Annotated in this window: 22 protein-coding genes; 8 read left to right on the top strand and 14 right to left on the bottom strand. The window is 71.2% G+C overall.

The features are described from left to right. Positions 1 to 25: 25 nt before the first annotated feature. The 3 genes from moaA to Q8A52_RS42235 form a co-directional block, all read right to left on the bottom strand. Complete coding sequence (gene moaA / locus Q8A52_RS42245; RefSeq protein ID WP_316762315.1) at positions 26 to 1,015, bottom strand: GTP 3',8-cyclase MoaA; 990 nt, start codon at positions 1,013 to 1,015, stop codon at positions 26 to 28. 156 nt (positions 1,016 to 1,171) lie between these two features. Then, a complete protein-coding gene (locus Q8A52_RS42240) occupies positions 1,172 to 2,797 on the bottom strand; it encodes a solute symporter family protein (RefSeq protein ID WP_316762313.1) in 1,626 nt (541 codons plus the stop codon). Continuing rightward, positions 2,794 to 3,150, bottom strand: coding sequence for a DUF485 domain-containing protein (locus tag Q8A52_RS42235; RefSeq protein WP_316762310.1), 357 nt, complete (start codon positions 3,148 to 3,150; stop codon positions 2,794 to 2,796). The genes Q8A52_RS42240 and Q8A52_RS42235 overlap by 4 nt, the downstream gene beginning before the upstream one ends. A gap of 248 nt (positions 3,151 to 3,398) precedes the next feature. Between Q8A52_RS42235 and Q8A52_RS42230 the strand changes: the two genes are divergently transcribed. The 5 genes from Q8A52_RS42230 to Q8A52_RS42210 all read left to right on the top strand — a co-directional run bounded on the left by Q8A52_RS42230 (position 3,399) and on the right by Q8A52_RS42210 (position 9,626). Next, the gene (locus tag Q8A52_RS42230; protein ID WP_316762308.1) at positions 3,399 to 4,925 is read left to right on the top strand and encodes a S8 family peptidase; all 1,527 of its coding nucleotides are present in this window, start codon (positions 3,399 to 3,401) and stop codon (positions 4,923 to 4,925) included. Positions 4,926 to 4,992: 67 nt separating this feature from the next. After that, entirely contained in the window at positions 4,993 to 6,510 is a 1,518-nt protein-coding gene (locus tag Q8A52_RS42225) for a S8 family peptidase (protein WP_316762306.1), read from the top strand. 75 nt (positions 6,511 to 6,585) lie between these two features. Beyond that, complete coding sequence (locus Q8A52_RS42220; protein WP_316762304.1) at positions 6,586 to 7,113, top strand: hypothetical protein; 528 nt, start codon at positions 6,586 to 6,588, stop codon at positions 7,111 to 7,113. 22 nt (positions 7,114 to 7,135) lie between these two features. Continuing rightward, on the top strand, positions 7,136 to 8,512 hold the full coding sequence (locus Q8A52_RS42215; RefSeq protein ID WP_316762302.1) for a CoA transferase: 1,377 nt from the start codon (positions 7,136 to 7,138) through the stop codon (positions 8,510 to 8,512). 100 nt (positions 8,513 to 8,612) lie between these two features. After that, the gene (locus Q8A52_RS42210; protein ID WP_408649353.1) at positions 8,613 to 9,626 is read left to right on the top strand and encodes a CopD family protein; all 1,014 of its coding nucleotides are present in this window, start codon (positions 8,613 to 8,615) and stop codon (positions 9,624 to 9,626) included. 12 nt (positions 9,627 to 9,638) lie between these two features. Here Q8A52_RS42210 and Q8A52_RS42205 read toward each other — a convergent pair whose 3' ends face one another. From Q8A52_RS42205 to Q8A52_RS42170, 8 genes are all read right to left on the bottom strand, one after another. Further along, positions 9,639 to 10,682: a zinc-dependent alcohol dehydrogenase family protein gene (locus Q8A52_RS42205; protein WP_316762300.1), complete on the bottom strand. Its 1,044-nt coding sequence runs from the start codon at positions 10,680 to 10,682 to the stop codon at positions 9,639 to 9,641. Positions 10,683 to 10,720: 38 nt separating this feature from the next. Then, on the bottom strand, positions 10,721 to 11,386 hold the full coding sequence (locus Q8A52_RS42200; RefSeq protein ID WP_316762297.1) for a lysoplasmalogenase: 666 nt from the start codon (positions 11,384 to 11,386) through the stop codon (positions 10,721 to 10,723). Further along, entirely contained in the window at positions 11,383 to 12,255 is an 873-nt protein-coding gene (locus tag Q8A52_RS42195; protein WP_316762295.1) for a sterol desaturase family protein, read from the bottom strand. The genes Q8A52_RS42200 and Q8A52_RS42195 overlap by 4 nt, the downstream gene beginning before the upstream one ends. A 113-nt stretch (positions 12,256 to 12,368) precedes the next feature. Beyond that, the gene (locus Q8A52_RS42190) at positions 12,369 to 13,079 is read right to left on the bottom strand and encodes a VIT1/CCC1 transporter family protein (RefSeq protein ID WP_316762291.1); all 711 of its coding nucleotides are present in this window, start codon (positions 13,077 to 13,079) and stop codon (positions 12,369 to 12,371) included. Positions 13,080 to 13,104: 25 nt separating this feature from the next. Next, a complete protein-coding gene (locus Q8A52_RS42185; RefSeq protein ID WP_316762288.1) occupies positions 13,105 to 14,334 on the bottom strand; it encodes an amidohydrolase family protein in 1,230 nt (409 codons plus the stop codon). Further along, complete coding sequence (locus tag Q8A52_RS42180) at positions 14,331 to 15,614, bottom strand: amidohydrolase family protein (protein WP_316762285.1); 1,284 nt, start codon at positions 15,612 to 15,614, stop codon at positions 14,331 to 14,333. Before Q8A52_RS42180 ends, Q8A52_RS42185 begins: the two co-directional genes overlap by 4 nt. A 10-nt stretch (positions 15,615 to 15,624) precedes the next feature. Next, positions 15,625 to 16,515, bottom strand: coding sequence for an SDR family NAD(P)-dependent oxidoreductase (locus Q8A52_RS42175; protein WP_316762282.1), 891 nt, complete (start codon positions 16,513 to 16,515; stop codon positions 15,625 to 15,627). Beyond that, on the bottom strand, positions 16,515 to 17,312 hold the full coding sequence (locus Q8A52_RS42170; RefSeq protein WP_316762279.1) for an acetoacetate decarboxylase family protein: 798 nt from the start codon (positions 17,310 to 17,312) through the stop codon (positions 16,515 to 16,517). Before Q8A52_RS42170 ends, Q8A52_RS42175 begins: the two co-directional genes overlap by 1 nt. Before the next feature lie 205 nt (positions 17,313 to 17,517). Between Q8A52_RS42170 and Q8A52_RS42165 the strand changes: the two genes are divergently transcribed. The 3 genes from Q8A52_RS42165 to Q8A52_RS42155 all read left to right on the top strand — a co-directional run bounded on the left by Q8A52_RS42165 (position 17,518) and on the right by Q8A52_RS42155 (position 19,672). Continuing rightward, a complete protein-coding gene (locus Q8A52_RS42165; RefSeq protein ID WP_316762275.1) occupies positions 17,518 to 18,513 on the top strand; it encodes a DEDDh family exonuclease in 996 nt (331 codons plus the stop codon). 79 nt (positions 18,514 to 18,592) lie between these two features. Then, positions 18,593 to 18,826, top strand: coding sequence for a hypothetical protein (locus tag Q8A52_RS42160; RefSeq protein ID WP_263207229.1), 234 nt, complete (start codon positions 18,593 to 18,595; stop codon positions 18,824 to 18,826). A 48-nt stretch (positions 18,827 to 18,874) separates the two neighbouring features. Then, a complete protein-coding gene (locus Q8A52_RS42155; RefSeq protein WP_316762271.1) occupies positions 18,875 to 19,672 on the top strand; it encodes an SURF1 family cytochrome oxidase biogenesis protein in 798 nt (265 codons plus the stop codon). 84 nt (positions 19,673 to 19,756) lie between these two features. Here Q8A52_RS42155 and Q8A52_RS42150 read toward each other — a convergent pair whose 3' ends face one another. Genes Q8A52_RS42150 through Q8A52_RS42140 form a run of 3 tightly spaced genes read right to left on the bottom strand, consistent with a single transcriptional unit; the run spans position 19,757 to position 22,362 of the window. Beyond that, positions 19,757 to 19,948 carry a YbdD/YjiX family protein gene (locus Q8A52_RS42150; RefSeq protein ID WP_316762269.1) on the bottom strand — a complete coding sequence of 64 codons (192 nt, stop codon included), beginning with the start codon at positions 19,946 to 19,948 and terminating at the stop codon, positions 19,757 to 19,759. Further along, complete coding sequence (locus tag Q8A52_RS42145) at positions 19,945 to 22,092, bottom strand: carbon starvation CstA family protein (RefSeq protein ID WP_316762265.1); 2,148 nt, start codon at positions 22,090 to 22,092, stop codon at positions 19,945 to 19,947. Before Q8A52_RS42145 ends, Q8A52_RS42150 begins: the two co-directional genes overlap by 4 nt. Positions 22,093 to 22,146: 54 nt before the next feature. Further along, positions 22,147 to 22,362: a DUF3311 domain-containing protein gene (locus tag Q8A52_RS42140; protein ID WP_316762262.1), complete on the bottom strand. Its 216-nt coding sequence runs from the start codon at positions 22,360 to 22,362 to the stop codon at positions 22,147 to 22,149. Positions 22,363 to 22,399 lie beyond the last annotated feature (37 nt).

The raw sequence follows: 22,399 nt of genomic DNA, 5'->3' as shown, positions 1-22,399 counted from the left end.
CGCCTCAGCTCCCGCACCCGACTCCCTAGCCTCCGATCGCAGACATCGGACGGTCCGGCTGCAGGAACGACGGGTCGTCCAGGCCGGATCCGGCCTTCTTGCCCCACATCGCCAGGCGCCAGATACGGGCGATCTCCTCATCGGGGGCGTCGGAGCGCAGGGCCGCGCGCAGGTCCGTCTCCTCCGTGGCGAACAGGCACGTCCGTATCTGGCCGTCGGCCGTCAGCCGGGTGCGGTCGCACGCGGCGCAGAACGGGCGGGTGACGGAGGCGATGACGCCGACGCGGTAGGGACCGCCGTCGACCAGCCAGCGTTCGGCCGGGGCCGAGCCGCGCTCCCCCTCGCCCTCGGGCCTGAGCTCGAAGCGGGTGCGCAGGGAGGCCAGGATGTCCGCGGCCGTCACCATGCCCTCGCGCTTCCAGCCGTGCTGGGCGTCCAGGGGCATCTGCTCGATGAAGCGGAGTTCGTATTCGTGCTCCATCGCCCAGGCCAGGAGGTCCGGGGCCTCGTCGTCGTTCAGGCCCGGCATCAGGACCGTATTGATCTTCACCGGGGTGAGCTCCGCCTCGCGGGCGGCCAGGAGGCCCTCGATGACGTCCTTGTGGCGGTCCCGGCGGGAGAGCGCCTTGAAGACGTCCGGGCGCAGGGTGTCCAGGGAGACGTTGACCCGGTCCAGGCCCGCCGCCTTCAGGGCGGCGGCGGTGCGCTTCAGGCCGATGCCGTTGGTGGTGAGGGACATCTGCGGGCGCGGTTCCAGCGCGGCGACGCGCTCGACGATGCCGACCAGTCCGGGGCGCAGCAGGGGTTCACCGCCGGTGAAGCGGACCTCCTTGATGCCCAGCGTCCGGACAGCAATGTCGATCAGGCGGACGATCTCGTCGTCCGTGAGCAGGTCGGGCTTGGCCAGCCACTGCAGGCCCTCCTCGGGCATGCAGTAGGTGCAGCGCAGATTGCACCGGTCGGTCAGCGAGACCCTCAGGTCGGTGGCCACTCGGCCGTAGGTGTCGATGAGCACGTGGGCCCCCTCCCGCATCCGCGTCAATCGTTTTCCGTCACCTGCGAGCCTACGTGACACCACTGACACAGGCCGAGCCGCTATACCGCCAGGCACGGCGCGGCCGCGTCGTAGGACCGTACGATGCCCCTCGACGCGGCCGTCCGTGCGATGCACTCAGTGTGCCCCGGTGCCCGTCAGGGACCGCACCTCCAGCTCCGCGTACTTCATGGCGTCCGGGGCCTCCTTCGACAGGAGGGTGCCGACGACGCCGAGCAGGAAGCCGACCGGGATCGAGATGATGCCGGGGTTCTCCAGCGGGAACCAGTGGAAGTCCACGTCCGGGAACATCGACGTGGGCTTGCCGGAGACGACCGGCGAGAACAGGACGAGTCCGACGGCGGTGACCAGGCCGCCGTAGATCGACCACAGGGCGCCGGACGTGGTGAACCTCTTCCAGAAGAGGCTGTAGAGGATCGTCGGCAGGTTGGCGGAGGCGGCGACCGCGAAGGCCAGGGCGACCAGGCCGGCCACATTCAGGTCGCGGGCCAGGGCGCCGAGCAGGATCGAGACGGCGCCGATGCCGACGGTGGCGTACCGGGCCGCGTTGACCTCCTGCTTCTCGCCGGCCTGACCCTTCTTGATGACATTGGCGTAGATGTCGTGGGCGAACGAGGAGGACGAGGCCAGGGTCAGGCCCGCGACGACCGCGAGGATCGTGGCGAAGGCGACCGCCGAGATGGTGGCGAGCAGGATGGCGCCCCAACTGGAGTCCACTCCGCCCAGGTGCAGGGCCAGCAGCGGAGCCGCCGTGTTGCCCGCCTTGTTGGAGGCGATGATCTCGTCCGGTTTGATCAGCGCGGCCGCGCCGAAGCCGAGGGCGAGGGTCATCAGGTAGAAGGCGCCGATGAGGCCGATAGCCCAGATGACCGACTTACGGGCGGCCTTGGCGGTGGGCACGGTGTAGAAGCGAATCAGGATGTGCGGCAGGCCCGCGGTGCCCAGCACCAGGGCGATGCCGAGCGAGATGAAGTCCAGCTTGGTGGTGCCCGTCGCGCCGTACTTCAGGCCGGGCTCCAGGAACGCGGCGCCCTTGCCGCTGTTGTCGGCCGCCTTGCCGAGCAGATCGGAGACGTTGAAGTGAAACTTCAGCAGGACCAGGAAGGTCAGCAGGATCGCGCCGGCGATCAGGAGCACGGCCTTGACCATCTGGACCCAGGTGGTGCCCTTCATGCCGCCGATGGTCACGTACACGATCATCAGCACGCCGACCAGGGCGACGATGCCGATCTTGCCGCCGTCGCTGGTGATGCCCAGCAGCAGGGAGACCAGGACGCCCGCGCCCGCCATCTGGGCCAGCAGGTAGAAGATCGACACGACGATGGTGGAGGTGCCGGCCGCCGTACGGACCGGGCGCTGGCGCATCCGGTAGGCGAGGACGTCGCCCATCGTGTAGCGGCCCGAGTTCCGCAGCGGCTCGGCGACCAGGAGCAGGGCGACCAGCCAGGCGACCAGGAAGCCGATGGAGTACAGGAAGCCGTCGTAGCCGAAGAGGGCGATGGCGCCCGCGATGCCGAGGAAGGACGCGGCGGACATGTAGTCGCCGGAGACGGCGAGGCCGTTCTGGAAGCCGGTGAACTGCCGTCCGCCCGCGTAGAAGTCGGCGGCGTCCTTGGTCTGGCGACCCGCCCAGACGGTGATGACCAGGGTCGCGGCGACGAACACCGCGAACAGGGTGATGATCAGCGGCCGGTGCTCACTTGCCTCGCCGGCCGCCAGCACGCTCTGCTGCGCGATGCTCATGCGCCGCCCTCCATCCGGGACTTGATGGCCTCCGCCTTGGGGTCGAGCTTCGCGGCGGCGTGGTGCGCGTACCACCAGGCGATGAGGAACGTGGTGAGGAACTGGGCGAGGCCCAGGACCAGGGCGACGTTGATGTTGCCGACCACCTTGGTGCCCATGAAGTCGTCCGCGTAGTTGGAGAGCAGGACGTACAGCAGGTACCAGGCGATGAAGGCGACGGTCAGCGGGAAGGCGAAGGAGCGGTAGGAGCGGCGCAGATCACCGAACTCCGAGCTCTGCTGCACCTCGGCGAACTCCTCGCTGGAGGGGAGTTGGGCTTGCGCTTTCGAGGGGGGCGGTGTCTCGGTAGCCACGGATTCTCCTCGTGCTGCGGGTGGGTGCGACGGGGGGAGTCCGATCGTGCTCGTGCTCCCTGTCGAAGGTCCACGGCGCCACGCGAGGACCGGTTCAAGTCCTATGAGTTCTTTCAGAACTCATCTTGACCAAGTCATTGCTGGCCAATGAGACAGGGAGATAGCTTCGCCCTGCACCACCCGTCATGTACCCGCCCGAGCACCACCTGTGCCCGGGCGGTTTCGTTTCAGGATGATGTGGAGATCCCATGGCTCATCTGCGCTCCAGACGCCGGCTCGCTCTCGCCGTGCCGGTCGTGCTGTCGCTGACCGCCTCGCTCGGCTTTCTGCCGTCGGCGGCCTCGGCGGCCCCGCTGACGGCCGGGGCGTCCCGGACGGCGGACGGCCCCAACCTCGCGTACGTGGTCAACACCCGGACGGACCACTGGACGATCGAGGCGGTGCAGAAGGCGATATCCGCGAACGGCGGAACCGTCGTCGCGACGTACGACAGGATCGGCGTGATCGTCGTCCACTCCGCGAACCCGGACTTCGGCAAGCAGATGCGCGCCGTGCGCGGGGTGCAGTCGGCCGGCGCCACGCGTACCGCGCCGCTCAGCGCCGCGGGGACGACCGACGAGGGCGCGGTGCAGGTCCTGTCGAAGGCGGAGGCCGCGAAGGTCGCGCAGACCTCGGCGGCAGGCGAGGAGCCCCTCGAGGCCGACCAGTGGGACCTGCGGGCGATCGGCGCCGACAAGGCCGCCACGATCGACCCCGGCAGCAGGAACGTCACTGTGGGCATCATCGACACCGGTGTCGACGACACCCACCCGGACATCGCCCCGAACTTCTCCCCGTCCCAGTCGGCGAACTGTGTGAGCGGCAAGGCCGACACGACGTACGGCGCCTGGCGGCCGGTGGACGCCGCCCACTACCACGGCACGCATGTGGCGGGCGAGATAGCCGCGGCCCGCAACGGCATCGGGGTTGCGGGTGTCGCCCCCGGGGTGAAGGTCGCGAGCATCACCGTCGCCCAGCCCGACTCGACGCAGCTGTTCTACCCGGAGAGCGTCGTCTGCGCCTTCGTGTTCGCCGCCGACCACGGCGTGGAGATCACCAACAACAGCTACTACGTTGACCCGTGGCTGTACAACTGCATGGACGACCCCGATCAACGTGCCATCGTCGACGCGGTCAACAGGGCCCAGATGTACGCCCAGCACAAGGGCACGCTCAACGTCGCCTCGGCGGGCAACTCCAACGACGACCTCGACTCGGACGCCCTCGTCGACGACTCCAGCCCCGACGACTCGACCGCCACCACCCGGACGGTCGACCCGCACAAGTGCTTCGACGTGCCGACCCAGCTGCCCGGTGTGGTCACCGTGAGCGCGGTGGGCGTCAAGGGCAGCAAGTCGTACTACTCCAGCTACGGCAGGGGCGTCGTCGACGTCGCGGGGCCGGGCGGCGACAAGTACCAGATCCCGGACACGCCGTCGAAGAACGGCCGGATCCTGTCCACGCTGCCCAACAACCAGTACGGCTTCCTCCAGGGCACCTCGATGGCGTCCCCGCACGTGGCCGCCGTGGCCGCGCTGCTGAAGTCCACCCACCCGCACGCCTCCCCGGCCCAGTTGCAGGCCCTTCTCAAGGCAGAGGCGGACAACCCGGGCTGCCCGAGCGACCCGTACGACGGTGACGGCGACGGGGTCGTGGACGCCACCTGCGTCGGCGGCAAGCGCGTCAACGGCTTCTACGGGTTCGGCGTGGTCAACGCGCTGCGCGCGGTCAAGTAAGGCCCGGCTTCCAGGACTTCCCGCACGGCACCACCAGTACCGCGAACGAACTGGAGACACAGACACCATGACAGCGCCCCAGTCGCGCTACCGCCGTGCCATGGCGATCCCGGTCGGGATGGCCATGGCGACGGCCCTCGCGTTCCTGCCCAACGTCACGGCGTCCGCGGCCGACGCCACGACGGCGGTGGCCGATGACGCACCCTCGCTCAGCTATGTCGTCAATGTCCGCCCCGGGCACGGCGTTTCCGCGCAAGTGAAGAAGGCCATCGCCGAGGCCGGCGGCACGGTCGTGATCTCGTACGACCGGATCGGCGTGATCGTCGTCCACTCGTCGAACCCCGACTTCGCCAAGACCGTCCGCACGGTGCACGGGGTCGACTCCGCCGGTGCCACGCGCAACGCGCCGCTGCCCGCGCAGTCGACCACCGACGTCGGCACGCCGAAGGTGCTCGGCGCCGAAGAGGTCGCGAACGCGCAGGCGGCCGACGGGCAGGACCCGTTGGAGCCGCTGCAGTGGGACCTGCCCGCCATCAAGGCGGACAAGGCGCACGAGAAGACCCTCGGCAGCCGGGACGTGACCGTCGCCGTCATCGACACCGGCGTCGACGACACCCACCCCGACATCGCGCCCAACTTCGACCGGGACGCCTCCGCCAACTGTGTGTCGGGCAAGCCGGACACGACCGACGGCTCCTGGCGGCCCAGCGCGGCGGAGAGCCCGCACGGCACGCATGTGGCGGGCGAGATCGCGGGCGCCAAGAACGGCGTCGGCATCACCGGTGTCGCGCCCGGCGTCAAGGTTGCCGGCATCAAGGTGGCCACCACGGCCGGCTACTTCTACACGGAGGCCGTGGTCTGCGGCTTCATGTGGGCGGCCGAGCACGGCGTGGACGTGACCAACAACAGCTATTACACCGACCCGTGGTACTTCAACTGCAAGGACGACCCGGACCAGAGGGCGCTCGTCGACGCCATCACCCGGGCCTCCTGGTACGCGGAGAAGAAGGGCACGGTCAACGTCGCGGCGGCGGGCAACGAGAGCTACGACCTCGCGTCCGACTCGATCACCGACCCGGTCTCGCCGAACGACGGCACGCCCAGCGACCGGGTGATCGACCCGCACAAGTGCTACGACATACCGACCCAGCTGCCCGGTGTCGTGACGGTCGCGGCGACCGGCGCCAAGGGCATCAAGTCGTCCTTCTCCAACTACGGCCTCGGGGTCGTCGACATCGCCGCGCCCGGCGGTGACTCGACGGCCTACCAGAAGCCGGCGCCCCCGGCGACCAGCGGTCTGATCCTGGGCCCGCTGCCGGGCGGCAAGTGGGGCTACATGGCGGGTACGTCGATGGCGACCCCGCATGTCGCCGGTGTGGCCGCATTGATCAAGTCAACGCATCCGCATGCCCCGGCGGCTCTGGTGAAGGCGCTGCTGTACGCCGAGGCGGACGCCACGCCGTGCACGGACCCGTACGACATCAACGGCGACGGCAAGGTCGACGCGGTGTGCGAGGGCGTGAAGAACTACAACGGCTTCTACGGCTGGGGCACGGCGGATGCGCTGGCCGCGGTGACCAAGTAGAGCCTGTGTGCAGATGACCCGGGCCGGGCGGGACGACCGCCCGGCCCGGGCGTCTCGTGCGGCAGGATCTCCGTCATGCTCGAGTATGAAGATCCCCTGACCTGGAGACCCGAACCGGTCCGGCCCCGGGGACAGTTGGCGCTCCGCTTCCTGGCCACTGTCGCGTACCTGCCCGTGCTGTGTCTGCTTGCCCCGGCGTCGTGGGCCTTCCTCTTCGCCGTGGGGCTGGTGGCCGAGGTGATCGCCGCGTTCAGCGACTCCGAGCGGTGGTTCGACACGTTCATGGACCGAGTGCTGGACCGGACGATGAGACTGCCCTCCTGGTGCGTGACCTGGCCTGAACTGCGGCATGAGGGCGACACCGACTACTACCGGGCGCGGGTCGACAAGACGGTCGCCGACTGGACCGGGCGGGCCTCGGGGCCGGTCGTGCCGAAGAAGCCGCGACCGCCGGTCGAGTGTGCGATACCGCTGCGCGACTACCGCGGAGTGGGCGGACGCTACGTCGCCGAAGCCGCCCTCGCCCAGGGCTGGGAGCTGCGCCCCACCGATGTCGGCAAGGAGGTGCGCCTGTGGTGGGCCGCTGCGTCCAAGGTTGATTGAATCAATACTGCATAGTGCAGTCATGACAGAAACCAAGTACGCCTGGGACGCGGTGGGCGGCGATCCCGCTCTGCTCTCGCGTGTGTCGACCGTCGTACGCCGGGGAGCGCTCGAAGCGAGGCTGCCCGTCAGGGAGTTGGCGCGCACCTGTGTGGGCACCTGCGCGCTGGCCGCCGCCGAGCTGGGCGCGCGGCGGGCCGGGCTCGCCGAGGTGCCGGAGGTCCGGGTCGACGACGCGGCGGTCGCGGCCGCCTTCCACAGTGAGCGGCTGCTGCAGGTGGACGGACGGGCGCCGGTCGTCTTCGCGCCCCTGTCCCGGTTCTGGCGGACCGCGGACGGCTGGGTGCGCACCCACGCCAACTATCCGCACCACCGGGCGCGGCTGCTGGGCGCGCTGGGGCTGCCGGAGGACGCCGCGGCCCCGGTGGAGGACGTCGCCGCCCGGCTCGCCGAGCGGTCCGCCCTGGAGGTGGAGGAGGCGGTGTACGGCGCCGGAGGCCTCGCCGTCGCCCTGCGCACTCCCGAGGAGTGGGCCGCACACGAGCAGTCCGCCGCGCTGGCGCAGCGGCCGCTGGTGGAGCGCGAGCGGCTGGACTCGGCACCCGCGCGTGTGCTCGCACCGGTCGAGGGCACTCCCCTGCTGCCGGCCGCCGGGCTGCGGGTGCTGGACCTGACCCGGGTCCTCGCGGGCCCGGTCGCCACCCGCACACTCGCCCTGCTCGGCGCGGACGTGCTGCGCGTGGACGCCCCGCGGCTGCCCGAACTCCCGGACCTGCACGCGGACACGGACATCGGGAAGCGCTCGGCGACGCTGGATCTCGCCGCCGATCGCACGGTCTTCGAGGAACTGCTGGCCGAGGCGGACGTCGTGATCACCGGCTACCGGCCGGGCTCCCTGGACCGCTTCGGGCTGTCCCCCCAGGCGCTGGCCGAGCGGCGCCCCGGGCTGGTCGTGGCACAGGTATCGGCGTGGGGCACGTACGGGCCGTGGGGCGGGCGGCGGGGCTTCGACAGCCTGGTGCAGGTCGCGACCGGCATCGCGGCGATCGAGGGGTGCGCCGGGCAGCCCGGTGCCCTGCCCGCGCAGGCCCTGGACCACGGCACGGGCTATCTGCTGGCGGCCGCGGTGCTGCGGGCGCTGACGGAGCAGTCGTACGACGGTGGCAGCCGGTTCGTGCGGCTTGCGCTGGCCCGGACCGGGGCCTGGCTGACGCAGGGGATCGAGCACGGCCCGGCGGGCGACACCGCCCACGACGCGGCACACCCCCGGCTCGCCGAGCGGGACAGCGCGCTGGGACGGCTGCGGTACGCTCCGCCGCCGGTGTCCTTCGCCGGCGGGCCGGTCGACTGGGCGCGGCCGCCGGGATCCTGGGGGGCGGACGCGCCCCGGTGGTCCTGAGCGCAGGGGTGGCCGGAACCGTATCAGTGGGCGGACCGCCCATCCCCCGGTTGCTGTCCTTTACTTGCCCTGTTTTGTGACCACTGGCGAGGATCCAGGGGTGACGTTGATACGACCGACCGCGAAGGCGGACGGCGAGAGCCCGGCCGGCCGCCGGACCGCAGTGGTCCGGGCCGCCGCCGTCCTGGCCCTGGTGACGTCGACCGCCCTGATATCCCTGCTGGGGCCGTCCGCCGCGCTGCACGGCACCGGTGAGGCCGCCGCGCCCGGCGTCGGCGGCCTGGCCCTGCTGCGCACGGCGCTGTTCACGGCCCTGGGCATACCGATGGGCGAGCTGTTCGTGAACCGGCTGGCCCATCGGCTGCCCGGCGCTCCCCCGGACACACCGCGCAGCTGGTCCCCCTACGCGGCCGCGACGGGTTTCGTCGCCGCGCTCGGCCTCGCCTCGGTCGTGGCGACGGGAAACCTGGTGCCGCACAGCCTGTCCCAGATCGACATCGGGGGCCTGTACTCCACACGCGAAGGCGCGCTCGCGCTGATCGAGGTCAACGCGTTCATCGTCGCCGGTCTGTGCGCCCTGTCGCGCCGGCCCGGCACCCAGATCTGGCCACTGGCCGCGGTCGTCCTCGCGGAGGCCCTGCGCGCACACCCCACCACGGAGCACGGCCCGCTGGTCGGCTCGGGCCTGACGCTCGCGCATCTGACGTGCGCGGCCCTGTGGGCGGGCGCCCTGCTGCACGTGCTGCGGACCCTGCGGCTCTGGCCCGGCCGCGGCGGCGAGGCGGGCGCCGCGCTGCTGGGGCTCTACGCGCGCGTGGCCACCGTACTGCTCGCGGCGATCACCGCCACCGGCCTGTGGAGCACCCTGCGCCGGATGCCGGCGGACACGGTGCTGCACCAGCTGACGGCGACCGCCTACGGTCGTGCCCTGCTCGCCAAGGTGATCCTGGTGACCGTCGTCGCCCTGCTCGCCCTGTGGGCGCGGATCCGGCTGCGCCGGGCGCCCGACCCGCTGACCGCGTGCGTGCCCGCACGGGCCGAGGTCGTCGCCCTCGGCCTGGTCGTCACGGTGTCGGGGCTGCTGACGGCGCTGCCGCTGCCGATCCGCTGGTGACCGGCCGACGGCTCAGTTGGTGACGAGGACCTTGAGCGCGGTGCGCTCGTCCATGGCCTTGTAGCCGTCCGGTACGCCTTCCAGGCCGACCGTCAGGTCGAAGACCGGCGACGGGTCGACGGTGCCGTCCAGGACGTCGGGCAGCAGCTCCGGGATGTACGCGCGGACCGGTGCGACGCCGCCGCGCAGGGCGATGTTGCGGTCGAACATGACGCCGAGGTCGAGGCCGGTGCCGCTGCCGTGGGGTACGCCGACGAAGCCGATCGCGCCGCCGTCGCGGGTGATGTTGACCGCCGTGCGCATCGACTGCTCGGTGCCGACGGCCTCGACGACGGCGTGCGCGCCCTGGCCGCGGGTGAGTTCACGGACCGCCTCGACGGCCGCGTCGCCGCGCTCGGCGACGACGTCGGTGGCGCCGAAGCGGCGGGCGATGTCGGTACGGACCTGGTGGCGGCCGAGCGCGATGATCCGCTCGGCACCGAGGCGCTTGGCGGCCAGCACGGCGCACAGGCCGACGGCACCGTCCCCGACGACGGCGACGGTGGCGCCGGGCCGGGCACCCGCGCCGAGGGCGGCGTGGTGGCCGGTGCCGAGCACGTCGGACAGGGTCAGCAGGGCGGACAGCAGGTGGTCGTCGGAGGCCGCGTCCTTGGGCAGCCGGACGAGGGTGCCGTCGGCGAACGGGACGCGCACGGCCTCGCCCTGGCCGCCGTCGTAACCGACGGAGCCCCAGAAGCCGCCGTGCTCGCAGGAGGTGGTCAGGCCCTCGCGGCAGTAGTCGCAGACGCCGTCGGACCACATGAAGGGGGCGACGACCAGGTCACCGCGCCGCACGGTGCTCACCTCGGAGCCGGTCTCCTCGACGATGCCGAGGAACTCGTGGCCGATCCGCTGGCCCGGCTGCCGGGCCGCCTCACCGCGGTAGGCCCACAGGTCGCTGCCGCAGATGCAGGCGCGCAGCACGCGCACCACGGCGTCGGTGGGCAACTGCACCACGGGCTCGGGGACGTCCTCCACGCGCATGTCGTACGGGGCGTGGATGGTGGTGGCGCGCATGGCGAGGGTCCTTCTCTGATCTGCGGTTCCGAGTGCGCTCAGGGGGTGGTCGAGCGCACTTCACGGTACGCCGTCGCCGGCGCGGGCCGCTCGCGGAGGGTGCCCCGGACCAGCAGGGACTGTGCCAGGGCATAGGTGAGCATGATCCAGAGGTCGGGCCGGGGCGGCTGTGGCCAGGCGGCGATGCCCGTCGCGATGAGCGTGTCGGAGAGCATGAAGAGCGCACCGCCGAGGCCGGCGACGAGGCCGAGCCGGACGGCCGCGCCGTATGCCATGGCGGTCAGCAGGGTGCTGTAACAGGCGATGGGGACACGGAGGCCGGCGGGCAGGTCCGGCCACAGGAGGGCGATCGTGACGACGAGGGTGACGGCGTAGCCGGGGGCCAGAAGCCCGCCGCCCGCGCGTGCGGGGCCGTAACCGCGGAAGAGGACCAGGTAGCAGACGTGTCCCGCCGCGAAGCAGGCCATGCCGGCCATGAAGGCGGGCTGCGCGTCCGACAGGAGCAGGACGTCTCCGCCCCAGCCGCACAGCAGGGCGGCGAGCAGGAGGCGAGGGGCGCCGCCGCGGGCAGCGTGGGCGGCGAGCAGAGGCATCAGGAGGGGCTTGGCCGTCATGTGCCCCGCGTCGGACCCCACCGCGAGGGAGACGAGGTCGACGACGGTGGCGAGGGCGAAGGCGGCGAGCAGGACACGGGACTCTCTCACGCGGTCGCGGTCTCCTCGGCCGCGTCCGCCACCGGCATCGGCATCGGCTGCCAGCCCGGCCCCGCGAACACCCGTCCCGCGCGCTCCCGCCAACCGCGCGCGGCCTTCAGGTCCTTGGCGATGGCGACGTACTCGTGCGTGGCGACCTTGATCGGGTTGAACGTGTTGATGTTCTTGGTCAACCCGTACACGGGGCGTTCGGCCTCGGGCACGAAGGACCCGAAGAGGCGGTCCCAGACGATCAGGACGCCGCCGAAGTTGCGGTCCAGATAGCCGCCCTGGGACGCGTGGTGCACCCGGTGGTGCGAGGGCGTGTTGAACACGAATTCGTACCAGCGGGGCAGCTTGTCGATCCGCTCCGTGTGGATCCAGAACTGGTAGACGAGGCTCACCGAGGAGCAGAAGGCGACGGCGGCCGGGTGCACGCCCGCGGCGACCAGCGGGACGTAGAACGGCCAGGAGGTGAGGCTCGTCCAGGGCTGGCGCAGCGCGGTGCTGAGGTTGAACTTCCTGCTGGAGTGGTGCACGACGTGACAGGCCCACAGGATGCGGATGACGTGGTGACCGCGATGGGACCAGTAGTAGAAGAAGTCCTGCGCGAGCAGCATCAGCGGCACCGTCCACCACAGGACGGGCAGGCGCAGCGGGGTGAGCGCGTAGATCGCCGAGTAGATCGCGACGATCGGGATCTTCCACATGGCGTCGAAGAACAGGCTGCCGAGCCCCATGGAGAGGCTGGCCGCGGTGTCCTTCGGCGCGTATCCGGCCGTCTCCTCGTCGGGATGGAGGCGGACGCTGATCAGCTCGACGACGGTGAGCAGCACGAAGGCCGGTATGGACCAGAGCACTACATCGGGGAGGTTCGGCATGCGTGCACCGTAGGGCCGCCCGTGCACCGCGCCTAGAGGTTGCTACCCACAAGTATTACCGGGGGTACGCGCTTGCTTGTTATCGATCTCCGCCAAGCGACCCGCAGGGCGGTCTAGACGCCCGCCGCCCCCAGCAGACTTCCGGCGGCATAGGTGACGCCCATGGCCAGCGCCCCGCCCGCCACGTTGCGCAGCACCGCACGCCTCGGGTCGGCCGCGCCCAGCCGGGCGCTGCTCCACCCGGTGATGACGAGCGCGGCCAGCACGGACGCCACGGTGACCGCGAGCCGTACCTGGGCCGGCGGCAGGACGATCGCGAGCAGCGGCAGCAGGGCGCCGACGGTGAAGGCCAGGAAGCTCGCCCAGGCCGCGTGCCAGGGATTGGTCAGTTCGTCCGGGTCGATTCCGAGCTCCACGCGCGCGTGGGCCTTCAGCGCGTCCCGTTCCGTCAGCTGGACCGCCGCCTCCCGCGCCACGTCCCGGGTGAGCCCGCGCTCTTCCAGCAGCCCGGTCAGCTCCTCCAGTTCGGCGTCCGGCGACTCCCTCAGCTCCCGCTTCTCCAGGGCCAGCGCGGCCAGTTCCGAGTCGCGCTGGGTGGAGACGGACACGTACTCGCCCGCCGCCATCGACATCGACCCGGCGAGCAGCCCGGCCAGGCCCGCCGTCAGCAGGGCGCCCCGGTCGTCCGTCGCCCCGGCCACCCCGACGACGAGCCCCGCGGTGGACACGATGCCGTCGTTCGCGCCCAGTACCGCGGCCCGCAGCCAGTTCAGCCGGGAGCCGAGCGCACCGCTGTGCGCCTCGTCATGGGTTGGTTCGGTCACATGACCGAGGATCGCACCCCCGGTGTCACCAGACCCGTACCGACGCTCCCCGCGCGAACACCGGGCTCGTGGCGTCCGCGGGCGGCTCGGCCAGGGGCTCCGCCAGCTCCTCGACCGTGGGGCCCGCCTTCGCCGCGATCGGGTCGAGGAAGTCCAGGTCGAAGCCGTACACCCGGGCCGCGTTGCCCCCGAGCATCGCGGCGACCTCCTCTCGCGGCACGCCCGCGAACGCGAAGCGCAGTCCTTCCCGGGAGTAGGGGTAGGTGCCCTCGTCGTGCGGGTAGTCGCTGCCCCACATGATCTTGTCGAGGCCGATGCGGTTGCGCAGTGGCACCTCGTGCGGGCGCATGAAGCTCGCGCCGACGAAGCAGTTGTCGCGCCACACCCGGGACGGCGCCTCGCCCATGCCGGCCGCGAGGCCGGCACCGAACTTGGCCTCCGCCGTGGACGCCTGCGCCGCCGCCGCGACCATGCGGCCGTGGTAGTAGTCCAGCATGTCGAGCACACCGGGGATCCAGCCCGAACCCTGCTCGGTCAGGACCAGCTTCAGCCCCGGGTGACGGCGGAAGGCGCCGCCGAAGACGAGGTGCCACAGCGCGCGGTGGGAGAACCAGGTCGTCTCGACCATGAAGACCGCGCGGGCGGCCGCCTCGTCGCCGAGCGGCGGGGAGGCCGAGCCCGCGTGGTGGTTGACGGGGACGCCCAGTTCCGCGCAGACGGCCCAGATCGGGTCGTACGCCTTCGAGTACAGCTCGGGCAGGCCGGAGCCGGGCGGTGTGCCGGGCAGCATCGGGCCGCCTCTGAGGCCCGCCGCCACCGCCCACCGGATCTCCTTCACGGCCTCCTCCACATCGCCCAGGAGGATCTGGAAGACGCCCGCCCGGCGGCCCGGCGCTGCCGCGCAGAAGTCCGCCAGCCAGCGGTTGTGGGCGCGCAGACCCGCCCAGCGCATCCCGAACTCCGCCGCGGTCGGTGCCGGGGCCATCAGCGAGCCGGAAGGGAAGAACGGCGGGATGGTGTTCGGGAAGACGACCTCGGCGACGATGCCGTCCCGCTCCAGCTCCGCGAGACGGCGCTCGGAGTTCCAGTTCCTGTCGGCCGTGTCGGCGAGCAGGTCCTCGTACGGGTTGACGTAGGTGGCCGCCCACGCGTCGAACTCGTCGTGGTGCCGCTTCTCCAAGTAGGGCTTGTAGTCGAGCAGATCGGCCCCCGCGTGGCAGTCGGCCGAGATCACCGTGTAGCGGTCGTCGCTCATGGCGTCACCCCCAGGACCGGGAAGTCGTTGTCCGTCAGCCAGTGCCGGCCCGCCTCGCGCGAGCGGGCCCAGGACGCCTCGACGGCAGCCTGGTCGTCCGGCTGGCCGAGGTCGGCGGGTGTGGGGCCGATGCGGCGAGCCAGCGGGGTGAGCCGCTCGACGTCGAGGCCGAAGACCTCGGCCGCCGCCAGGCCCAGCATGCGGCGCGTCTCGGTGACCGGGATGTCGTGGAAGGTGCGCCGCAGCCACGCGCGCGTGTCCGGCCAGGTGCCCTCGGGGTGCGGGAAGTCGCTGCCCCAAAGGATGTTGTCGACGCCGATCTCGTAGCGCTGGGCGAGTTCCCGGCGCTTGGTGTTGGTCGCGCAGATGAAGACCTGGCGGTCGAGGTACTCGTGCGGCGGGCGCCTCAGTTCCTCGAAGGGGGAGAGCTTCTTGCCGCCGTGCGCGCCGAGGTAGAGCCGGTCCATGAACCACAGCAGGTTGGGCAGCCACCAGCAGCCCGACTCGGCGACACCGAACCGCAGACCGGGGTGCCGCTCGAACACGCCCGACCACAGCAGGAACCAGAGCGGCCGCGCGGGCCACCAGGTGACCTCGGCGACATAGATGCCCAGGTGGTCGCCGTACTCGTGGCGCGGGGCCGCGCCGGAGTGGGTGACCACGGGCATCCCGCACTCGGCGGCCGCCGCCCACACGGGGTCGTAACGGCGGTCGTGATAGGGCTCCTTGTCGACCCACATGGACGGGATCATCAGGGCGCCCAGGCCGGACTCCCTGGCCCGGTGGACCTCGGCGACGACGTCGCAGACCTCGCCCGTGATCGGCAACAGGGCGACCCCGCAGTGCCGTTCGGGGTGCCGCGACACGAAGTCCGCCAGCCAGCGGTTGTGCGCCCGCGCGCCCGCCATGCCCAGCTCCGGGTCCTGGTCGCCGGACAGTCCCAGGCCGACCCCGAAGGGCGCGGCCGTCCCGCTGTCCACGGCGTCGGCGTCCGGGAAGACCACCTCGGCCGCCACCCCGTCCCCGTCGAGCTCCTTCAGACGCTGCGCGGCGTCCCAGCCGCCGCGCAGCCCCTCCTCGTTGTCCTGGAACCACTTGCTCGCGAACGACTCGTTGCGGATGCCGAGCCGTGTCATCTCCTCGCGGCGCCGTTCGCGGCCCGCGAGGAACTCGTCGAACTCCCGGTGGAAGCGGGAGTCCAGATAGGGGCGGTACTCCTCGGTGGGCAGCCCGGCGTGGCAGTCGGAGGAGATGATCAGGTACGGGTCCTGGCCGGTCACGGCGGCCTCCTCAGTCTCGGTCCAGGATGAAGCTCTCGAGGTACGACGGGTTCGCGCGGTCGAGCATCGACCGCGCCCGGGCCCGGATCTGGGCGTCGCTGTGCTCGCTCTCGGGCAGCAGCCAGAAGCGGTCCGCGCGGATGCCGTCCACGACGAGGTCCGCGACCTCCTCGACCGGCGTGAAGCGCACCTCCTTGCCCGACTCGCGCATCGCGGCCTCCCACTGGCCGAGGCTGCGGTACGGGGTTCTGCGGGGCCGCAGCTTGGCGTACCGGGCGGGCCGGTTGCGGTGCGACTCCCACAGGCCCGTGCGCAGCATGTGCGGCCCGGGGAACAGCACCGAGGCGCCCACCCGCGCGTGCTCCGCCCTGAGATGGGCGTACAAGGACTCGGTCATGGTGACGACGGCCGCCTTGGTGACGGCGTACACGGAGGCCGTGGGGAGCGGGGCGATGCCGCCGTCACCGGAGGAGGTGTTGACGACGTGACCGGGCTCGCCCGAGGCGAGCATGCGCGGCAGGAACGCCTGGATGCCGTGGAAGACGCCCCACACGTTCACCGAGAACGCCCACTGCCAGTCGTTCGGGTCGTGCTCCCACATGCGCCCCTCGGCGCCCGAGCCGACCCCGGCGTTGTTGCACAGGACGTGGACGGCTCCGTAGGCGTCGTACGCCGACTCCGCGAGGTCCAGGACCTGTTCGCGCTCGCCGACGTCGACCACGCGCGCGTGCACGTGCGCGCCGTCCGCGCGCAGGTCCGACGCGGCCTTCTCCAGTGCGGTCTCCTCGACGTCGGCGAGGACCACCCTGAGACCCTCCGCGGCGAACCGCCGGGCCATCGCCAGCCCGATCCCGCTCGCCGCTCCGGTGACGACGGCGACCTGTCCCGCCCTCAGTTCCATCAGACGCTCCCCTCGGGAGACGCGTCGAGAACCTGCCGCGGATCGTCGTAGCGCTGGTGGACGTACGGCAACAGGGCCTGGGCGTCCACCCGTTCGACGACCCGGCCGCTCTGGTCGCTGGTCTTCTCGGCGAGGGTGATCTCCAGGAGGCGGCGCACGGGCAGGTCCGCGACCGGGTCGTACATGGACTCCCGCAGGACGACGTCCCCGGTGATCCCCTCCAGCCTGCGGACCTTCTCGTGGCGCACGCAGTGCACGAGGACGGGGTCGGCGTCGAAGCCGGAACCGTCCACCGCGGGAAGGAACTTGAAGTAGAAGTCGGTCTTCCGGGAGGGCTCCGGCAGGGGCAAGGGGCCGGTCACCGCCCCGCGCACCTCCACGAAGGCGATGCCGTGCCGGGCGAGCGCGGCGCGGACGACGAGTCCGTCGCGCTCCACGGTCACCTCACCGAGCTTCTTGGGCTCCCCGAAGACCTCGCGGCCCCCGGTGAGGGCGCGCTCGTGGGTCATCGGCATGACGAGCGGGTACCAGCCCTCGACCGAGTCATGGGCGGCGGCGACCGCGAACGAACCGGCGCCTAGCGGGTATCCGGGCAGATCGACCTTGCTGACGTTCACTCGGACGAGTGGCCGTGCCGTCGGTTTGAGCGGGGGCGGCAGGACCGCGGCGACCGCGTCCGGGTCGGTCTCCCAGACGGCCACCACACCGGTGGACCAGATGTCGGGGAGCTTCGCGCTCGCGGTGCGCGCGGCGGCGATCTCCGCCTCGGTCCGTGCGCCGTACCGTACGCGTGCCATACGCCGTACCGCCCTTCCGTCGACCGTCATCCGCCCGGGCGGCAGCACGCTTGCACCGGGCGGTGAAAAGGTCCATAGCCGCGGGCCCCGACATTCGCGCCATTCACGGCACGCGCGCGCGGTGTGCGCACGGGCCGCCATGGCGAGGCGTCAGGAAAACGGCCGGGGAAGGGACTGTCGGTCGCGGCCCGTATCCTCAATGACCATGCTCGATGACCGTACGACCGCAGCGTCCTCCCCCACCCGGTGGCCGGCCGCGTATCCGAAGGGATACGCGGTCGTTGACGTGGAGACCACCGGCCTGGCCCGGGACGACCGGATAATCTCCGCGGCCGTCTACCGGCTGGACGCGCGCGGCGAGGTCGAGGACCACTGGTACACGCTGGTCAATCCGGAGCGCGATCCGGGCCCGGTGTGGATCCACGGTCTGACGAGCGATGTGCTGGAGGGCGCGCCGCTCTTCGACGACATCGCCGAGGAGTTCGGCGCCCGTCTCGACGGCCGGGTGCTCGTCGCGCACAACGCGGTCTTCGACTGGCAGATGATCGCGCGCGAGTACGCGCGCGCGAAGCGTGAGGCTCCGGTGCGGCAGCGGCTGTGCACCATCGCACTCTCCAAGGAGCTGGGCCTGCCGCTGCCCAACCACAAGCTGGAGTCCCTCGCCGCGCACTTCGGTGTCGTACAGCAGCGGGCGCACCACGCGCTGGACGACGCGCGTGTGCTGGCGGAGGCGTTCCGGCCCAGTCTGCGGGCCGCGGCGGAGGGCGGCGTGCGGCTGCCGCTGCTGGAGTGCCGGCCGCTGACCGAGTGGAGCGACCGGCCGACGGCCCTGATCGGCCGTCAGACGAGCGGTGGCTACGGTGGCTACCGGCCGACGAGTTGGCGTCCGTCCCGCAAGCGGCCCGCGTGCCCCCACCCCAACCCCGGGCGGTACGAAGACGGCAAACGCCTCAAGCAGGGCATGCGGGTCGCGTTCTCCGGGGACACCTCGGTCGACCGCGAACTGCTGGAGGACCGGGCGGTCGAGGCCGGGCTGCATGTCGCGACGAGCATCTCCCGGCTGACCAGTCTGCTGGTCACCAACGACCCCGACTCGGGCACGTCGAAGGTGGTCAAGGCCCGGCAGTTCGGGACGCCGGTGATGGACGAGGCGGCGTTCGGGCAACTCCTCAGGGATGTCGAGCCCGCGTCGGAGAAGTGACCGTACGGATGGGTGATTGCCGTGCGACTCGCCCGGAGCCCGCTCGCCCGGGCGACGGCGACCGCTCACCCTGTGGCCCATGGCGAAATGCGAAGTTTGCGGCAATGACTACGGAATGACCTTCGAGGTCCATGCCCAGGGCGCGGTGCACGTCTTCGACTGCTTCTCCTGTGCGATCCACCGCATGGCCCCGGTCTGCGAGCACTGCAAGGTCTCGATCATCGGCCAGGGCGCCGAGGCCGACGGCAACTTCTACTGCGGCGCCCACTGCGCCCGCGAGGCGGGGAAGGTGGGGATCGTCGACCGCGTGTGAGCCGTACCCGCGCGACTGCACCCCACGACCGAGTTGTACCGTCGTGGGGTGCACCGCTACCGCTTCCTGCTGACCCGCCAGTGGGTGATCCTCACCCTCGTCGCGATCGCACTGATCCCGACGATGATCAGGCTCGGCTTCTGGCAGGAGCACCGGTACCAGGAGCGCAGCGCGCGCAACCAGCTGGTCTCCGACGCGCTGAACGCCAAGCCGGTATCCGTGGAGAAGCTGACCTCGCCGGGGCACACCGTGACCTCCGGCGAGCGGTACCACACCGTGACCGCCAAGGGCCGCTTCGACACCGACCGCGAGGTCGTGGTGCGCCGCCGCACCAACTCCGACGACGAGATCGGCTACCACGTCCTGACCCCGTTCGTCCTGACGGACGGCAAGGTACTGCTGATCAACCGGGGGTGGATCCCTGCGAACGGCAGGAGCCAGACCGCGTTCCCCGAGATCCCCGCCCCGCCCCGCGGCGAGCTCACCGTCACCGGCCGGCTGATGCCCGACGAGACGACCGCGGCGAGCGGCATCAAGGACCTCAAGGGGCTGCCGGACCGGCAGATCATGCTGATCAACAGCGAACAGGAGGCCCGGCGCCTCGGCGCCCAGGTGCTCGGCGGCTACATCGCGCAGACGGCACCCGAGCCGAAGGGCGACACCCCGGAGCTGATCGGCCGGCCCGGCAAGGAGGACGCTCCGCTGAACTACGCGTACATGATCCAGTGGTGGCTGTTCGCCGCGGGCGTCCCGGTCGGCTGGTGGGTTCTCGTACGACGGGAGCTGCGCGACCGGGTCGAGGCGGCGGAGCGGCCGAGCGAGGACCCGGAGCCGGCCGTGGTGTGAGCCGTCCCGCACATCTGCCCACGGGGCGGGCGTGCCACCGGTGCCGGGAGGGCACGCCCGTCTCGCGGTCGGAGCGCCGTGGGATCAGCAGCAGCGGCCGGGTGACTCGTACTCGCGCCGCGTGGTGCGCATCCGCTCGTACTCCCGGCGGGTCGGCAACGGTGCGTGCGGGTGGTGGCGGAGGTGCCGCTCGCAGTAGCGGTCGTACTCCGCCTCGCCGGTCAGTTCCCGCGCGTACCGGAGCGCTGTGTCCAGTACCTTCCGTACGGTCCTCATGAGCCCGCCCCCACCAGCGTGTCGTCGCTGCGCTGGGCCGGCACGCCGATGCGCGACTCGACGTAGGGTGCCTCGGTCGTCGGCAGCGGCCCGGTGGCCCGCAGGGCGCGGGCGCACACCACCGCGCAGTTGACCAGGACGATCAGGACCAGCAGCAGGAAGATCGCCATGAGCACACCGTCGACGGTGTTGTTGAGGACGATGGTGTGCATGTCGTCCAGGTCCGCGGCACCCGGCAGGAGCCGGCCGGCGTCGATGGCGTCGGCGTAGAGGTCGCGCTGGGCGAAGAAGCCGATCTTCGGGTCGGCGGAGAAGATCTTCTGCCGGCCGGCGGTGAAGGTGACGGCCACGTCCCAGACCAGCGGGATGCCGGTCACCCAGGCCCAGCGCAGCTTGCCGGACTTGATGAGCACGGTCGTGGTGACGGCCAGGGCGACCGCGGCCAGCAGCTGGTTCGCGATGCCGAACAGCGGGAAGAGCTGCTTGATGCCGCCGAGCGGGTCGGTGACACCGGCGTAGAGGAAGTAGCCCCAGGCGCCGACGACCAGGGCGCTGGTGATCCAGATGCCCGGCTTCCAGGTGACCCGGCCGATCGGCTTCCAGACGTTGCCCAGCATGTCCTGCAGCATGAAGCGGCCCACCCGGGTGCCCGCGTCCACCGTGGTGAGGATGAACAGCGCCTCGAACATGATGGCGAAGTGGTACCAGAAGGCCTTCATCCCGCCGCCGAACACCCCGGAGAAGATCTCCGACATGCCCACGGCCAGGGTGGGGGCGCCGCCGGAGCGCCCGACCAGCGTCTGCTCCTGGACCGCCTTGGCCGCGGCCGTCAACTGGTCCGGGGTGATGGTGAACCCGAGGCCCTTCACCGCCTGCGACGCGCTCTCCACGGTCGGGCCGAGCAGCGCGGCCGGGGAGTTCATCGCGTAGTACAGGCCCGGTTCGAGCACACAGGCGGCGATCAGCGCCATGACGGCGACGAAGGACTCCGTGAGCATGGAGCCGTACCCGATCAGCCGGACCTGGGACTCCTTCTGGATCAGCTTGGGTGTGGTGCCGGAGGAGACCAGCGCATGGAAGCCGGACAGGGCGCCACAGGCGACGGTGATGAACAGGAAGGGGAACAACGATCCGGCGAACACCGGCCCGGTGCCGGTGCGGGCGAACTCGGTCACGTCGGCGGCCTTGAGGGTGGGCGCGGCGATCACTACGCCGACGGCCATCAGGGCGATGGTGCCGACCTTCATGAAGGTCGAGAGATAGTCGCGCGGGGCCAGGAGCATCCACACGGGGAGCACGGAGGCGATGAAGCCGTAACCGACCAGGCAGAACACCAGGGTGGTGGGGCTCCAGACGAAGTAGTCGGCGAGCGAGGAGTTCTGGATCCAGCCGCCGCCGAGGATGGCGAGCAGCAGCAGCCCCACACCGATGACGCTGGTCTCCACGACCCTGCCCGGCCTCAGGTAGCGGAGGCAGAAGCCCATGAAGAGGGCGATGGGGATGGTCATGGTGACCGAGAAGGTGCCCCAGGCGGATTCGGCCAGCGCGTTGACGACGACCATCGCCAGCACCGCGAGCAGGATGATCATGATGGCGAAGACGCCGATCAGCGCGGCGGCACCGCCCACCCTGCCGATCTCGTCCCGGGCCATCTGGCCGAGGCTCTTGCCGTCCCGGCGCATGGAGAGGAACAGGACGATCATGTCCTGGACGGCGCCGCCGAAGATCACGCCCGCGATGATCCAGACGGTGCCCGGCAGATAGCCCATCTGCGCGGCCAGCACCGGGCCCACCAGCGGCCCGGCGCCGGCGATGGCCGCGAAGTGATGGCCGAACAGCACCCGCCGGTCGGTGGGGTGGTAGTCGATCCCGTCCTCCAGCCGCTCGGCCGGAGTGGCGCGGGTGTCGTCGACCTGAAGGACCCGGCGGGCGATGAACCGTGAATAGAAGCGGTGGGCGATGGCGTAGGAGCCGAGCGCGGCGACGACCAGCCAGACGGCGGAGATCCTCTCCCCTCGGGCCAGCGCGATGACTCCCCACGCGACCGCGCCGATCAGGGAGACGGCAGTCCACAACGCGAAGGACCGCATTCGTGACTTTTCCGGCACCTCGCGGCCGGATTCGGGCAGGGCTGACGGGGGCATGGCGACTCCTCACCGGGAACGGTGTGACTAGTAGTGCGCGGGGATCAGCGCGGATCAGCGGCGATGTCGGTCCGTCAGCGCATACGCGGCAAGCAGGCACAGGCCGCACCCCGGCACCCAGGCGAGCTGGTACCAGTAGAAGAACGGCGTCCCCGCCAGCCGCGGCTCCGCGCCGGCGTACCAGGGGACCCACAGCAGGCCCGCGGAGGGCGCGAGGAGCAGCAGGGCGATCGCGACGTGCCGCAGCCGGTGATGACCGGTCCGTGCCATGAGCTGCGCTCCTCTCCCGCTCGCTGTCGGTCTGTGC

The organism is Streptomyces herbicida (assembly GCF_032656585.1).
In the GTDB taxonomy this organism is placed as follows: Bacteria; Actinomycetota; Actinomycetes; order Streptomycetales; family Streptomycetaceae; genus Streptomyces; species Streptomyces herbicida.
Note: the sequence above shows the minus strand (reverse complement) of the source record. Positions and strands in the feature narration are given on the sequence as shown.

What these genes read in the sequence shown, in the direction of transcription:
- Q8A52_RS42170 (WP_316762279.1), bottom strand. Translation starts at nt 17,312, where the DNA reads ATGGCACGCGTACGGTACGGCGCACGGACCGAGGCGGAGATCGCCGCC.
- Q8A52_RS42195 (WP_316762295.1), bottom strand. Translation starts at nt 12,255, where the DNA reads ATGCCGAACCTCCCCGATGTAGTGCTCTGGTCCATACCGGCCTTCGTG.
- Q8A52_RS42225 (WP_316762306.1), top strand. Translation starts at nt 4,993, where the DNA reads ATGACAGCGCCCCAGTCGCGCTACCGCCGTGCCATGGCGATCCCGGTC.
- Q8A52_RS42185 (WP_316762288.1), bottom strand. Translation starts at nt 14,334, where the DNA reads ATGAGCGACGACCGCTACACGGTGATCTCGGCCGACTGCCACGCGGGG.
- Q8A52_RS42140 (WP_316762262.1), bottom strand. Translation starts at nt 22,362, where the DNA reads ATGGCACGGACCGGTCATCACCGGCTGCGGCACGTCGCGATCGCCCTG.
- Q8A52_RS42230 (WP_316762308.1), top strand. Translation starts at nt 3,399, where the DNA reads ATGGCTCATCTGCGCTCCAGACGCCGGCTCGCTCTCGCCGTGCCGGTC.
- Q8A52_RS42160 (WP_263207229.1), top strand. Translation starts at nt 18,593, where the DNA reads ATGGCGAAATGCGAAGTTTGCGGCAATGACTACGGAATGACCTTCGAG.
- Q8A52_RS42215 (WP_316762302.1), top strand. Translation starts at nt 7,136, where the DNA reads ATGACAGAAACCAAGTACGCCTGGGACGCGGTGGGCGGCGATCCCGCT.
- Q8A52_RS42150 (WP_316762269.1), bottom strand. Translation starts at nt 19,948, where the DNA reads ATGAGGACCGTACGGAAGGTACTGGACACAGCGCTCCGGTACGCGCGG.
- Q8A52_RS42240 (WP_316762313.1), bottom strand. Translation starts at nt 2,797, where the DNA reads ATGAGCATCGCGCAGCAGAGCGTGCTGGCGGCCGGCGAGGCAAGTGAG.
- Q8A52_RS42175 (WP_316762282.1), bottom strand. Translation starts at nt 16,515, where the DNA reads ATGGAACTGAGGGCGGGACAGGTCGCCGTCGTCACCGGAGCGGCGAGC.
- Q8A52_RS42220 (WP_316762304.1), top strand. Translation starts at nt 6,586, where the DNA reads ATGCTCGAGTATGAAGATCCCCTGACCTGGAGACCCGAACCGGTCCGG.
- Q8A52_RS42165 (WP_316762275.1), top strand. Translation starts at nt 17,518, where the DNA reads ATGCTCGATGACCGTACGACCGCAGCGTCCTCCCCCACCCGGTGGCCG.
- Q8A52_RS42145 (WP_316762265.1), bottom strand. Translation starts at nt 22,092, where the DNA reads ATGCCCCCGTCAGCCCTGCCCGAATCCGGCCGCGAGGTGCCGGAAAAG.
- Q8A52_RS42205 (WP_316762300.1), bottom strand. Translation starts at nt 10,682, where the DNA reads ATGCGCGCCACCACCATCCACGCCCCGTACGACATGCGCGTGGAGGAC.